Origin of the sequence: Aliiroseovarius sediminis, from assembly GCF_022678485.1 — a bacterium.
Taxonomy (GTDB): Bacteria; Pseudomonadota; Alphaproteobacteria; order Rhodobacterales; family Rhodobacteraceae; genus Aliiroseovarius; species Aliiroseovarius sediminis.
Genome location: NZ_JALBYP010000035.1, coordinates 98,077 through 112,110 on the forward strand (window position 1 = coordinate 98,077; position 14,034 = coordinate 112,110).

A 14,034-nucleotide genomic window follows, 5' to 3' on the forward strand; every position below is an offset into this window, starting at 1 on the left:
ACGGGCCCATTTATCGGAGATCCCATGCAAGTTGACTGGTCCATCATACCCGGCTTTATCCCGCAGCTTATCGAAGGTGCGAAAGTCACTATCTATATCACCGTTCTTGGCCTGATCGGCGGCATCATCATCGGGCTGATCGCCGGATTGATGCGCGCCTATGGCGGCAAGATCATCAACGCCATCGCGTTCACCTATATCGAACTGATCCGCGGCACACCGATCGTCGTGCAGGTGATGTTCCTTTATTTCGCGTTGCCGGTTCTGGCCAATATCCGCATCGACCCGATGTCAGCGGCGATCCTTGCGATCATGGTGAACGCGGGCGCTTATATCGCGGAAATCGTGCGTGGTGCGTTCCTGTCCATTTCGAAAGGGTTGACCGAGGCCGGGCTGGCCATCGGGATGCCGCATTGGAAGGTTCTGGTCTATATTGTTGGGCCTCTGGCCTTTCGCCGCCTGATCCCGCCGCTGGGCAACCAGTTTATTGTCAGTTTGAAAGACACGTCCCTTTTTATCGTCATCGGGGTCGGAGAACTGACGCGCACCGGTCAGGAGATCATGGCCGCCAACTTCCGCGCGGTCGAAATCTGGACCGCCGTCGCGATCTGCTATCTGATCCTGACCGGGACCATGACCATCGCCCTTCGGTTTATTGAAAAGCGGATGAGGATCCTATGAGCTTTATCGAATTTCGTAAAACCCTGAAAAAGTTTGGGGAACTGACTGTCTTGCAGGATGTGGATCTGTCCATTGATCAAGGCGAAGTCGTGGTGCTTGTTGGGCCTTCGGGGTCAGGCAAATCGACCTTGCTGCGCTGCATCAACGGGCTTGAAACCATCTCGGGCGGCGATCTGATCGTGGATGGCTTATCGGTGAAGGGCGGTAATCGACAATTGCGCGAGATCCGGCAAGAGGCCGGCATGGTCTTCCAGCAATTCAACCTGTTTCCACAGATGACCGCGCTGCAAAACGTGGCTTTGGGGCCGCGTAAAGTGCGTGGCGTCGCCAAGGCCGAAGCCATGCGTCAAGCGGAGGATATGTTGGCCAAGGTCGGCCTGTCGGACAAGGGCGGGCATTATCCGTCTGAACTGTCAGGCGGGCAGCAGCAACGCGTCGCCATCGCCCGTGCACTCGCTGTAAAGCCCAAGGTCATGTTGTTTGACGAACCCACCTCGGCGCTGGACCCGGAATTGAAGCAAGAGGTTCTGAACGTCATGCTGCAACTTGCCAAGGAAGGCATGACCATGGTTGTCGTCACCCACGAGATGAGCTTTGCCAAACAGGTCGGCACGCGCCTGATCTTCATGGAACATGGCAAAATCGCCGTCGATGGCAATCCGCGCGATGTGATCGACAACCCTCCCAACCCGCGGATGAAGGATTTTTTAAGCCATGTCGAATGAACCGAATCCAATCGGCTGGCTGACCACCCACGGCGCCGCGTTTCAGATCGGGCAGGCCATGGGCGCACAGGGGCGGGACGCGGTGCATCGGCATCTTGTGCCGTCCAAAATCTGGGCAACTGTCACCCACCCTCGCCACGACACCACGATAGAGCGGCTGATGCTACATACCAGATCCCGCTTCCCGCACATCTGGGACGAGCTTTGCGGCATTGCCGAGGGGCTGCAGCTGCCGCAGCGGGATGTGTTTGCTTGGAACTGTCGGGGGGACATCCTAGCCTCGGCACCCGATGGCTGCACGACCATCCAACAACCCGGCCCAAACATCGGAATCGCACATAACGAAGACGGATTGCCCTTCTTTCGGGGGTCGTGCTTCATTCTGGACGCCCGGCCCGAGCTTGGCTTGGGGTTTCGAGCATTCTGCTATCCCGGCTCGTTGCCCGGCCACACGTTTGGCTGGAACGACGCTGGTCTCTGTCAGGCGGTAAACAACTTGCGGCTGACCGGCATCGCCCCGGACATTCCGCGTATGGTGTTGGGGCGGGCTGTGTTGGGTTGCGCAACTTTGGACGAGTCCATTCGCATCCTGTCAGACGCGCAAAGCGGCGGGTTCCACATGTCGCTGGCGCAGGTCGGTGATCCACGGCTGCTGAGTGTCGAATACGGCGGCGGCCAATCTGTGGTCCGGCAGATTACCCAGCGGGCCGCCCATGCCAATCACGCCCTGCATCTGGATGCCCCGGACCAGATCGTTACCGGGTCATCGCACGACCGGCAACAGCGGGCCGACCAGCTTGTTATACAGTCCGAGTCCAGCGCGTTGGACATCCTGCGTGACGAGGCACCGACCGGCCTGCCCATTCGGCGCGACGACCCGGCTGACCCCGACCACGAAAACACTCTTGCCACCTGCGTATTCACGGTTTCTAACTCCGGCATTGATTGGAGGGTTTATGGCGAAAAACAAGGCGGAACAGCCTATCAAAGCGAAAGTTCGCGGGTCTGACAACGCCCCCGCGTCACTTGAGGAAATTCGGTCCCTGCTGATCGACATCACAAGGGGCGATACCGATGTGGCCTTGGGTACGAAGGCCCGCAACGTGCTGGGTCAGATCCTCGATCTGCAGGGCAGTCCCGACCTGTTGTCGATCACGACGCTGGCCAAACGAGTAGGCACGAACCCGTCGACCATCACCCGGCTGGCACGCGGCCTTGGGTTCCAGAATTTCGGCGCGTTCCAAAAAGCCCTGTTCACCACATCCACCGCACAGCCGGGGGCGTTTTATCTGAAACAAGCCCAGACCGCATTGGACAGCGGCGATCAGACGACCAAACAGCGCGCCGCCCAACTGTGCCACGAAAATCAGGCCAATATCGACCGGTTCGTGGAAACCTTCGATCCCGAGAGCTTTAACCGCGCCGCGACCATGATCGCCAAGGCGGGTCGGGTCACGGTCTTTGGAATCCGGCAATTCCAATCACTGGCCGCATTTCTGGCCTATGGCCTGCGGTTGATCCGGTCAGACGTGTCCCTCCTGAACGCAGTCGGTCTTGGCATTGCCGAGGAGCTTGCGGCAATGCGCCACGGCGATGTGTGCATCGTCGCCAGCGTCGCGCCCTATTCAAAGCAAGTGGTCAATGTCGCCCAGATTGCTGCCGAACAGGGGCTGACGGTGATCGCGATCACCGACCGGGCCAGTTCGCCCTTGGTGGCACATTCCACCGCGGCGATATTTGTGTCACATCAAAGCAGCTTCATCTCGAACTCGATCACCAGTTTCTTTGCGGCGGCAGAATGCCTGATCAACGCGGTCGCCGCGACTGTGCCAAAAGAGACCAAGCTGGCGTTGATGAAGCGCCAAAAACTGATCGAACGTTTGAATATTGAAGATGGCGATGGCGGCAAAACGGGCTGAGGCCCGGCCCAACAGCCCGCCGCGCTTATTCCCTTTGCTACCGTTCATGATTGTCACCGTCGCAAATACACTTATGTGTCAAAATTGACCCAATCGTATAACATCAACATCTTGGGCTGTTTTTTTCCGCGCGCTGCGTAAAGTTACGGAATGCACCTGCTTCGCCTTACCTTGATCCTGTTTTTCCTGACGCTGCCCCGGATGGGGGCGGCACAAGAGCTTCGGGTGTTGACTTCGTTCCCACCGGAATTCTCGACCCCATATGTGGCGATGTGGGACCAAGCCGCGCCTCAGACCGATATCCGCGTTTTGAACAAGAATACCGTTGCCGGAATTGACGAAATCTTGCGGGGGAACACACGCGGCTTCGACGTATTCTGGGCCTCGTCCCCCGAAGCGTTCGAGCTGTTGTCGCGCCATGCAGCCTTTGCTGACCCGGCAGTATGCGGCAAGGGTGGCCCGCGCGCGGTCGAACCTTTCGCGCTTTCCTCGGTCGGCTGGGCGCGGCGCGTAGACAGCAGTCTGTTCATGCCGGCGGATTGGGACGATCTGCTGCGCCCGATCTATCGCGACAAGATTGCAATGGCACGCCCAACCCGGTCAGGCACAACACACATGATGCTTGAGCAAATCTTGCAGGTGCGCGGGTGGAACGATGGCTGGGCTTATATCCTTGAGCTTGCGGGCAACATCTCGACCCTGACGGCGCGCAGCTATGGCGTGCCGGACGGGCTGAAGACCGAACGGTTCGACATCGGACTCACCATTGATTTTTTGGCGCAATCGCAACGCGGTGTGCTGGATTTCCGCTATGGGCGGCCGGTCGTGATGACGGCAGCACGGGTCGGTATCCTTAAGGGCGGCCGCGCTTCAAGCGCGGCCTGCGACTTCGTACACATGCTGCTGTCGCCCAAGGGCCAGCGCACGCTCGTTGCCCCCGAGATATCGCGCATCCCTTATAACGCCTCGGTCAGGTCCGATGTCGCACCCGAACTTCCCGACGGCATTGTCGAGGCATTGGACCGCGCCCGACTGGATTATGACGCGGGCCTGTCGTCAGATCGGTATTGGGCGGTGAACACGTTGTTTGATGTCATGGTCACGGATATGCTGGTCGAACGTCGCAATTTGTGGCGCAGATTTCATGCCTTGGCCGACACGCATAACGGCAGTGATCTGCGCGCGATCAGGGCGCTTTTGACCCGCGTGCCTGTCACTGGGAACGAAGCGATCAAGGCCAGCGAGCAAACACAAAATGGCGTAGCCACATCCACGCTGACAGGCGTTGGCGCACTTGGGCGCAATTTGGTGCAGGATTGGCGCGACCGGGTCATGGACGTGACGCAGCAAACAGATCACGCCTTGCGCGCGCTGGAAGAACAGGCTGACCGATGAGGCGCCTTTGGGACCGCATCGCGCCCAAGATCTGGACGCGGTTGTTTCTGATGGTTGTTGCAGCAATACTGTTGACTTGGATCGTGGTTGGCGCCTCGTTTTATTGGCTGGGCAGTGCGCGGGGCGTGGTCACGAACCTTAGCACAACACAGGTGCCGCGTCTGGCACAGACATCGCGCTTATCGGCAAAAACGGCTGACCTCGCGATGCTCAGCAATCGCATTCAGGCAGACGGCGCCGAGCGGCCCGAGGTGCTTGAGGCGATGCTGAGAAACTCGGTCGCCGAGTTGAGCGACTTCATCAACGACGGCTTCGACACAGCGATCACCCGACAGGACGCGGACGCCTTGCAACACCATTTGGCGAAAGTCATTCGTAAGGTAGACGAGGCCCAGAAAATACAGGCCGATCTGTCATTCAAAATTGACCAATTGCGCTGGCTGAACGCGGATGTGCAGGACGAAGCCGCCGCCGTGATGGCCGATTTCGCTTTCAACATCGAGGTTCTGACCCGCCGCCTGACCCGCGAAGCCGATCCCGGCATCCGCCGCGAGATGGCACAAATGTTGACGGACGAGCTGGCACTGCAAACCACGTTCTCGAATATCGGAAACGACACGGGGGCGGCGACAACGCTGGCCATCCAGATCGCGACAAGCCAGTCAGCCGCGCAGCTTGAACAGTTTGAAAACCTGGTGGCAGACGCATTGGCGCGCGTGAATGCCAGCGTTACCACCCTGCCCGCCAAGGCCGAATATTTGTTCCTGCGTCAAGCAGCCGAGGCATTGGGCCGCATGACGACCCAACCCAACGGCGTGGTCCGGGACCGCAAGGCGTGGCACCAGACCCGCGTCACAATCCAGACCGAACTGGACACGGTGCTAACGCTGTTGACCCGGATGCAGCGCCAGCTGCTGGTGCAAACCGAAACGCAACGGGCCGACATTACGACGCTCAGCCGGAATTTTTCGGCAAATGCGACGGTCACGCTGCGGTTATTGCTGGCGATGACCGTTCTGGCGGCGGGTGGTGGTCTGGCGATCCTGTTTTATTATGTCCGGCCGTCAATCATCCAGCCGATGGTCACGCTGACCACCGCCATGCGTCAGATTGCCGATGGTGAAACCCCCGCGCTGGATGGCCTGCCTGTCCGCAACGACGAAATCACGCAACTGGCATCGGCTGTAACGGCGTTCCAGAACTCGGTTACGGAACGTGATCAGGCCATCGCCAAGCTGCGCCAAACTCAGAGCGAGCTTGTGCAGGTCGGCAAGATGGCCGCATTGGGGAACCTTTCGGCCGGAATCAGTCACGAACTGAATCAGCCCCTAGGCGCCATCCGACAACGGCTTCGACTGGCGCAGATGGCAGCCGAAAAGGGCGATATGGCGCGGCTGACAGCGCAAACCGAAACAATTGATGCGCTGGTCACACGGATGGAACGCATCATTTTACATTTGCGTCGGTTTGCCCGACGGTCGGAATACCAGCGCGAAACCGTACCGTTGGCCCGCGTCATTCGAAGCGCTCAGGAGCTTCTGGCGGCTCAGATTGCAGACCACCAGATCAAGTTTCGCATCGACCCCGACCTTGAGGATGCCACGGTGATCGCCGACGCAATCCTGCTGGAACAGGTTCTCGTCAATCTGTTGTCCAACTCCTGCGACGCCATCGCTGCGACCGGACAGCCCGGCAGCATTCTGATACGGCACGAGGACGGAGGGAAGGATGATCTGAGCTTTTCTATCGTCGACACGGGGATCGGGCTGGGCGACCTGCCCCCGGAACGTGCGTTCGATCCATTTGTGACCACCAAAGACCCCGGTGCCGGGCTGGGTTTGGGCTTGTCGATCTCGTTCAATATCATCACCGGGATGAACGGCACGCTTTCACTGGGCGCACGCGCCGATGTCGGCACCCGGGCCACGGTGACTTTGCCAAAAGGGGGGGACGCACATGCGACATGATACGCACCAAATCTATGTTGTCGATGATGACAAGGATTTCCGCGAGGCCACCTGCGAACTTTTGCAGGAAGAAGGGTTGATGCCGCGCGCCTTCTCGGACGGGCAGGCGATGCTTGATTTGCTTGACCCTGAATGGGGCGGAGTCGTGCTGTGCGATATCCGCATGGCCGGGCTGGACGGGTTCGACGTTCTGAGACGCGTGCGCCAAGCCGCACCTGACGTCCCAGTGGTGATGATCACAGGCCACGGCGATGTGCGCTTGGCCATCGCTGCGATCAAGGCAGGGGCTTATGACTTTCTGGAGAAGCCGGTGCAGCCCGATTTCCTGATCAGCATGATGAAACGCACGCTGAACGCGCGCAAGTTGGTGATTGAGAACAAGCGGCTTCGCAGGCGGATAACACGCCGGGGCGGGCTGGCAGGGCAATTGGTCGGCCGCTCGCATGTCATGAAACAATGCCGCAAATCGTTGCTTGATTTGGCCCCGCTGCCCATCACAGTAACACTGTTTGGCGAAACCGGCACCGGTAAATCGCTTGCTGCCCGGATGCTGCACGAGTTCGGCGAGGGTTCAGGCGGGTTTCACATTATCAACTGCGCCTCTGTCCGCGCCGATGGTATACAGGCCGAACTGGACGCCATCGCACAGGACGCCGACACACTCTACATCCGTGCGGTGCACAAGCTGGATATCACTTCCCAAACGCGCCTTGCCGATTATCTAAGAAGGCGCGAACGCCCGCGCGTGATTCTGTCTTATACAGGTTCGCTGATCGACCCGACTGACACCAATGCCCTTAGCGACGAACTTCTGTATCTGGTCAATGTCGCAACGCTTGAGATGCCCGCGCTGCGCGACCGTAACAAGGACATCTTTCTTTTGCTGGAAACCTTCCTTCGCGAAGCCGCCGAGCGATATGGGAAGCGTTTGCCAAAGATCACTAAAGATATGTTGGACCCGCTTGGAAAGCACGACTGGCCCGGCAATGTCCGCGAATTGCGCAACGTGGCCGAGCGCATGATCATCGGTCTGGCTGTGGATTTGAAACAGACCAAATCGGGCGAGTCTCGGGCGCAACTGTCATATGATGACGCGATGGCACAATTCGAACGCAGTCTGCTGGAACATACCCTGCGCGAAACGGCAGGCCGCAAGGGTGAGGCCGCACAGCTTCTATCGATTCCCCGCAAACGGCTTTATCTGCGGATGAAGGCCGTCGGGCTGCTTTCACCGGGTCAGAATTAACCCAAAGCGCGGGTCATTACTGCCCCATTAACGGCCAAGATGGATGATTTCACGGGAAAATTGACGGTTCTGCACTGCGCTGTGACCTTTCGGAGATGCGCTGGAGGAGCGCAAATATCTATTGGGAGGCAACCATGAAAAAAATACTCTATTCATCCATCGCAGCAACGGCGCTGTCAGCGGGCGGCGCTTTGGCCGACGGCAAAATCACGGTCATCACGTCTTTCCCGGACTCGATGACCGGCCCGATCGAAGCGGCGTTCGAAGCCGCACACCCGGAATTTGACCTTGAGGTTCTGAACAAGAAAACGTCGGCCGGGGTAAAATACATCCAGGAAATCGCGGGCAAGAACACTGCTGACATCTTCTGGGCGTCAGCACCCGATGCGTTCGAGGTTCTGAAAAGCAGCGACCTGCTGGCTGGTGTCGAAATCAAATCCGAAGGTATCCCCGAACGTATCGGCGCTTACCCCCTGAACGACCCGGACGGCAAGTATTTCGGTTTCGCGGGCGCCGGGTACGGCATCATGTGGAACGAACGTTATCTGAAAGCGAATGATCTTGAGCCGGCCACCGAATGGGAACAATTGGCCCAAGCCAAATATCACGGCCATGTGGGCATGTCGGCCCCGTCGCGGTCCGGCACCACGCACCTGACGGTCGAAACCCTGCTACAGGGCGAAGGTTGGGACAAGGGCTGGGCACAGTGGAAGCGTATCGCCGGCAACTTCTCGACCGTGACGGAACGCAGCTTTGGCGTGCCGGATGGTGTTAACACCGGCAACTTTGGACTGGGCATCGTGATCGACTTCTTCGGGTTTTCGTCCAAGGCGTCAGGCTTCCCGGTTGATTTCGCCTATCCGACCGTGACCGCGCTGGTTCCTGCCAACGTGGCTGTCGTCAACAACGCCCCGAACGAAGCGGGCGCCGTGGCCTTCATCGAGTACCTGCTGACACCCGAAGGGCAGTCGGTTCTGCTGGACCCGGCGATCATGCGTCTGCCGATCAACCCGGCCACCTATGAAAACGCGCCCGAAGGCTTCCCCAACCCGTTCGAGGATTCGACCATCGGCGCAACGGTGGAATTTGACGTCGAGAAATCGGGGGCACGCTATAACCTCGTCAACTCGATGTTCGACGTGATGATCACCTATCGTCTGGCTGATCTGCGCGCCGCCGTGGGGGCAATTCAGGCTGCCGAGGCCGCTCATGTGGACAGCGGTAACGAAGAAGCAAAAGCTCTGATCACCGAGGCGTGGGCCCTGATCGACGCCAACCCGATTGACGAAGCAAAAAGCCTTGATCCCGAGTTCGCGGGCGTCTTCACCAAGAAGCGGAAGAAAGCCACCGACGAAGTCGAAGCACGTCAGGCCGAGGTTGAACAGGAATGGGATGCGACCGTCGTCGCAAACTATGCGAAAGCCAAGGAATTGGCTGACAAAGCCGCCGCGATGTAATCCTGTTCGTCGGACCTGACACAGGTTCGATCATGCTGCCACCACTGCAAACGTGGTGGCAGCCCCTAGGAAAGACCTGATAATGTCAAAAACCCCTTCCCCGGCGGCGCGCGCCAGCGCGGGCCTTGCAGATCGTTTGCCGCGCTGGCTGGTGCCGAACCTGACAGGTGTACATCTTGTCGCCATTTTCATCGCGCTCTTGCTGATCGGGCTGTTGCTGGTGCCCGTCGCGCAGGTCATGATCGTCGCGTTTCAAGACCCTGCAACCGGCGCGGCCACATTGCAGAACTTCGTTGATTTCTTCCGCACGTCGTTGTTTCGCGAAAGTTTCTGGAACTCGTTCTATGTTTCGGCCATGTCGGTGGTCGTAGCCACCGCAATCGCGCTGCCCTTGGCTTACATTACCACACGGTTTCACTTCTCAGGCTCGATCCTGATCCAAAGCCTTGGGTTTATTCCGCTGATCATGCCACCTTTCGTCGGCGCTGTGGCGATGCAATTGATCTTTGGTCGCAACGGCACGGTGAATCTGCTGCTGCGCGACTGGTTCGGTTTTGACATCCCCTTTATGGAGGGGCTAAACGGCGTCATTCTTGTCCAATCCATCCACTATTTCCCCTTCATCCTGATCAACCTGTCAGCATCCCTGCGCAACATTGATCGGTCGATGGAGGAAGCCGCACAGAACCTTGGCAGCCACGGTCTGCGTCTGTTTCGGCGCATTGTCTTCCCGCTTGCCATGCCCGGCTATATCGCCGGGGCGGCGCTGGTCTTTATCAAAGTGTTCGACGATCTGGGCACGCCGCTTTTGCTGAACGTGAACAACATGCTGGCACCGCAGGCGTTCCTGCGTATCTCGTCCATTGGGATCAGCGATCCGATGGGCTATGTGATCTCGGTCATTCTGGTTGTGTTCTCGGTCATGTCGCTGTGGGCATCTTTTCTGTTCATGCGCGGGAAGGAATACGCCACCGTACAGAAAGGCGGGGGCGGCATGGCAAAACGCTCTCTAAAGCCCGCCGAGAAAGTGCTGGCCTATGGTGCTGTGATCTTCATCCTACTTCTGGTCTTGTCGCCCCATATTGGCCTGCTACTGCTGTCTTTTGGCACAATCTGGTCCTTCGCGCCGTTGCCCGACGGCTATACGCTGCAGAACTATGTGACTATGTGGGAAGGGTCCAAAACCTTCATCATGAACACTGTTCTATATGCAGGCATCGCCGCCACGCTGGACGTGATTATCGGCACCGCGATTGCCTATATCGTATTGCGCACACAGATTTTCGGTCGCAAAGGGCTGGATTATCTGGCCACCGCGGCGCTGGCGGTGCCGGGGGTGGTGCTGGGCATCGGCTATCTGCGCACATTCCACGCAATCGACGTGCCCTTCACCGACAAGCCAATGGCAAGCTGGTGGGTGATTATCGCTCTGGCCTTGATGATCCGGCGGCTGCCCTATGCCCTGCGTGCTTGCACGGCGGCCCTGCAACAGGTCAGCCATGCGCTTGAGGAAGCCGCAGAAAGCCTTGGCGCAACCAAGCGCCGGTCGATTCAGAAGATCGTGATCCCGCTGATGACCGGCGGCATTCTGGCGGGCTTTGTCACCAGCTTCGCCACCGCCGCGGTCGAGCTGTCGGCAACGATCATGCTGGTCAGTTCCAACAACGACGCCCCGCTGGCATACGGCATCTATCTGTTCATGCAGACCCCGTCAGGTCGAGGCGCAGGCGCCGCGCTTGGCATTGTCGCCGTCATCGTCGTGGCAATCGGCACCATCGCATCGCAGATCATTATCGAGCGTGACAAGAAACTGAAGTCATCGGGCGACGCCCACTGAACGGCAGAGGAAACAAGACATGAAAAAAGCTGGTATCACGATTGAAGACCTTCACCTGTCTTTCGGCGACACCGAGGTTCTGAAGGGCGTCAACCTTGACATCCGACCCGGCGAGTTCTTCGCCTTTCTTGGCCCATCCGGGTCCGGCAAATCCACGCTTCTGCGGGCGATTGCCGGGTTTGGCCCAACGCCCAAGGGACGCATCTTGATCGGAGAACGGAACGTGGTCGGGCTGGACCCGTGGAAGCGCAATGTGGGGATGGTGTTTCAATCCTATGCGCTGTGGCCACATATGTCGGTGCGCGACAACGTGGGTTTCGGGCTGAAGGAACGCAAAGTGCCATCCGCCCAAATCCGGGCCAAGGTCGATGCGGCGCTTGAGCTTGTTGACCTTGCGCATCTTGCGGACCGGATGCCCAACCAACTGTCGGGCGGGCAGCAACAGCGCATCGCACTGGCCCGCACCGTGGTGGTCGAACCGGACGTTTTGCTGTTGGACGAACCACTGTCCAATCTGGACGCATCTTTGCGCGTCCATATGCGGCGCGAGCTTTTGCGCCTGCAACGGCAATTGGGTCTGACCACAATCTTCGTGACCCATGATCAGGAAGAGGCAAACACCACCTGCGACCGTATGGCCGTTCTGGACATGGGCATAATTCAGCAGATCGGATCGCCTTTGGAACTGTATGACCAGCCCGAAAATCTGTTCGTCGCCAACTTCCTTGGCACCGCGAATATTCTGGAAGGCCGAGTCGAGGTCGACGGGGGCGCAAGGCGCTTTGTGACAAAAACGGGCGACCACCTGTCCCTGCCCGATGGCAACATGGATGACGGCCAAAACATTGTTCTGCGCCCGCAAAACATCGCGATCAGCCGCACCCAGGCCAGCGACTCGCTTCCTGGCACGGTGCAACACAGCGAGTTTCTGGGCAGCCAGATCCGATATCTTGTATCCGCAGGGGGCACTGAAATCGTGGTTGATCAAAGCCACCGCGCCGGGCAGGACTGGATCGAAACCGGTGCCGATGTGCATCTGGTAGCAAACACAAGCAGCGCGGTGGTTTTGTAATGACGCAACTTCCAGAACTGAACATGGCACATGACGTTTTTCTTCTGCGCCACGGCGAAACCGAATGGAACAAGGTCCACCGGGTGCAGGGGCATAAGAATTCGAACCTGACGGAACTGGGCCGCGCGCAGGCCCGCCAACAAGCCAAAATCCTCAGCACGATACGCCCCACCCTTGGTGCACACACACTGTGGGCCAGCCCGCTGGGGCGGGCGCAGGAAACGGCAAGGCTGGCCTTCGATGGCACAGCCTTTTCCACCGACGCCCGTCTGTCAGAAATCAATTGCGGCGCGTGGGAGGGCACAACCCATGAGGATCGGGTCGCGCGTGATCCCGACGTTGTTGCGGGGCTTCAATCGGAATACGACATGTATACCAGCGGTCCGGGCGGCGAGCGCACGAAAGAACTTGCTGCGCGGCTTTCTGCGTTCCTGTCAGAGCTGAACGGCCCCGCGATCATCGTGTCGCACAAGGTCGCCATCGTCGTCATGCGGGCGCTTCTAACGGGCGACGATGACGGACTTCATTGCAACCTTGTCCCGGCGCAGGGCAGTGTGTTGCAGATCTCGGGCCGGGTGCCGGTGACGCATCAGTTGGACTGAGCCGAAACAAAGCGGCCCGCACTTCTTTGCGGGCCAACCGCACTGCGTATGGAAAACGCACCTGCGAACCCCCATATTCATGTCACGCAGCAAGACAAAGGGGATCGCTTTTGACCACCTATGAAAAATCCAAAGACGCCATCGGCAATCTGTCACCCGAACAATACCGCGTGACGCAGGAAAACGGCACTGAACGACCCGGCACCGGTGAATATCTGGGCAACAAACAGCCCGGCATCTATGTTGATATCGTCTCGGGCGAGCCGTTGTTTGCGTCGTCCGACAAGTATGACAGCGGATGTGGATGGCCCAGTTTCACCAAGCCAATCGAAACGGCCCATATCAACGAACTTCGCGACGACACGTTGGGCATGGTCCGTACCGAAGTCCGGTCGGCCCACGGCGACAGTCATCTGGGTCATGTGTTCCCGGACGGCCCGCAAGATCGCGGTGGCTTGCGATACTGCATCAACTCTGCCTCGCTTCGCTTCGTTCATCGTGACGAGATGGAAACAGAAGGCTATGGTGCGTACCTGGATCAAGTGGAGGATATCTGATGGCACAAGAACGCGCAGTCCTGGCCGGAGGTTGCTTTTGGGGTATGCAGGACCTGATCCGCAAACTGCCCGGCGTGATCTCGACCCGCGTGGGATACACTGGCGGCGACGTGCCCAACGCAACCTATCGCAACCACGGCAGCCACGCTGAAGGGATCGAGATCACCTTTGATCCCGCCCAGATCAGCTATCGCAAACTGCTGGAGTTCTTCTTCCAAATCCACGACCCGACCACGCCGATGCGGCAAGGCAATGACGTGGGTGCTTCTTATCGGTCGGCAATCTATTACGTGAACGGTGCGCAGAAGGACGAGGCGCTGAATACCATCGCCGATGTGGACGCCTCTGGGCTGTGGCCCGGCAAGGTTGTGACCGAGGTCGAACCGGTCGGCGATTTCTGGGAGGCAGAACCCGAGCATCAGGATTATCTGGAGCGTATTCCCAACGGTTATACCTGCCATTTCGTGCGTCCCGGTTGGGTCTTGCCCGAACGCGACGCGGCGGAATGAAAGACGCGGCGGAATGAAAACTGGCCCGGCCTGCGACACTGATGGCGCTGGCCGGGGTTTCGCGGGC

At 58.8% G+C, this 14,034-nt stretch carries 13 protein-coding genes; all 13 read left to right on the forward strand.

Annotated features, from left to right (window positions below):
• Positions 1–24: 24 nt before the first annotated feature.
• The 13 genes from glnP to msrA all read left to right on the forward strand — a co-directional run bounded on the left by glnP (position 25) and on the right by msrA (position 13,967).
• The gene (glnP, locus tag MN186_RS11930) at positions 25–681 is read left to right on the forward strand and encodes a glutamine ABC transporter permease GlnP (protein WP_242114588.1); all 657 of its coding nucleotides are present in this window, start codon (positions 25–27) and stop codon (positions 679–681) included.
• The gene (gene glnQ / locus MN186_RS11935; protein WP_242114589.1) at positions 678–1,406 is read left to right on the forward strand and encodes a glutamine ABC transporter ATP-binding protein GlnQ; all 729 of its coding nucleotides are present in this window, start codon (positions 678–680) and stop codon (positions 1,404–1,406) included. Before glnP ends, glnQ begins: the two co-directional genes overlap by 4 nt.
• A complete protein-coding gene (locus tag MN186_RS11940) occupies positions 1,396–2,415 on the forward strand; it encodes a C45 family autoproteolytic acyltransferase/hydrolase (protein ID WP_242114590.1) in 1,020 nt (339 codons plus the stop codon). The genes glnQ and MN186_RS11940 overlap by 11 nt, the downstream gene beginning before the upstream one ends.
• Positions 2,363–3,325, forward strand: a complete 963-nt coding sequence (locus MN186_RS11945) for a MurR/RpiR family transcriptional regulator (protein WP_242114591.1) — start codon at positions 2,363–2,365, stop codon at positions 3,323–3,325. The genes MN186_RS11940 and MN186_RS11945 overlap by 53 nt, the downstream gene beginning before the upstream one ends.
• Positions 3,326–3,475: 150 nt before the next feature.
• Positions 3,476–4,720 (forward strand): ABC transporter substrate-binding protein, encoded by a 1,245-nt coding sequence (locus MN186_RS11950; protein WP_242114592.1) that lies wholly within the window; start codon positions 3,476–3,478, stop codon positions 4,718–4,720.
• Complete coding sequence (locus tag MN186_RS11955) at positions 4,717–6,687, forward strand: ATP-binding protein (protein WP_242114593.1); 1,971 nt, start codon at positions 4,717–4,719, stop codon at positions 6,685–6,687. The genes MN186_RS11950 and MN186_RS11955 overlap by 4 nt, the downstream gene beginning before the upstream one ends.
• Complete coding sequence (locus MN186_RS11960; protein ID WP_242114594.1) at positions 6,677–7,933, forward strand: sigma-54-dependent transcriptional regulator; 1,257 nt, start codon at positions 6,677–6,679, stop codon at positions 7,931–7,933. Before MN186_RS11955 ends, MN186_RS11960 begins: the two co-directional genes overlap by 11 nt.
• A 134-nt stretch (positions 7,934–8,067) precedes the next feature.
• On the forward strand, positions 8,068–9,390 hold the full coding sequence (locus MN186_RS11965) for an ABC transporter substrate-binding protein (protein ID WP_242114595.1): 1,323 nt from the start codon (positions 8,068–8,070) through the stop codon (positions 9,388–9,390).
• An 82-nt stretch (positions 9,391–9,472) separates the two neighbouring features.
• Entirely contained in the window at positions 9,473–11,227 is a 1,755-nt protein-coding gene (locus MN186_RS11970) for an ABC transporter permease (RefSeq protein ID WP_242114596.1), read from the forward strand.
• Between the two features lie 19 nt (positions 11,228–11,246).
• Positions 11,247–12,299, forward strand: a complete 1,053-nt coding sequence (locus MN186_RS11975; protein WP_242114597.1) for an ABC transporter ATP-binding protein — start codon at positions 11,247–11,249, stop codon at positions 12,297–12,299.
• Complete coding sequence (locus MN186_RS11980; RefSeq protein ID WP_242114598.1) at positions 12,299–12,901, forward strand: histidine phosphatase family protein; 603 nt, start codon at positions 12,299–12,301, stop codon at positions 12,899–12,901. Before MN186_RS11975 ends, MN186_RS11980 begins: the two co-directional genes overlap by 1 nt.
• 110 nt (positions 12,902–13,011) lie before the next feature.
• Positions 13,012–13,458 carry a peptide-methionine (R)-S-oxide reductase MsrB gene (gene msrB / locus MN186_RS11985; RefSeq protein WP_242114599.1) on the forward strand — a complete coding sequence of 149 codons (447 nt, stop codon included), beginning with the start codon at positions 13,012–13,014 and terminating at the stop codon, positions 13,456–13,458.
• A complete protein-coding gene (gene msrA, locus MN186_RS11990; RefSeq protein WP_242114600.1) occupies positions 13,458–13,967 on the forward strand; it encodes a peptide-methionine (S)-S-oxide reductase MsrA in 510 nt (169 codons plus the stop codon). The genes msrB and msrA overlap by 1 nt, the downstream gene beginning before the upstream one ends.
• The last annotated feature ends 67 nt before the right edge of the window (positions 13,968–14,034 follow it).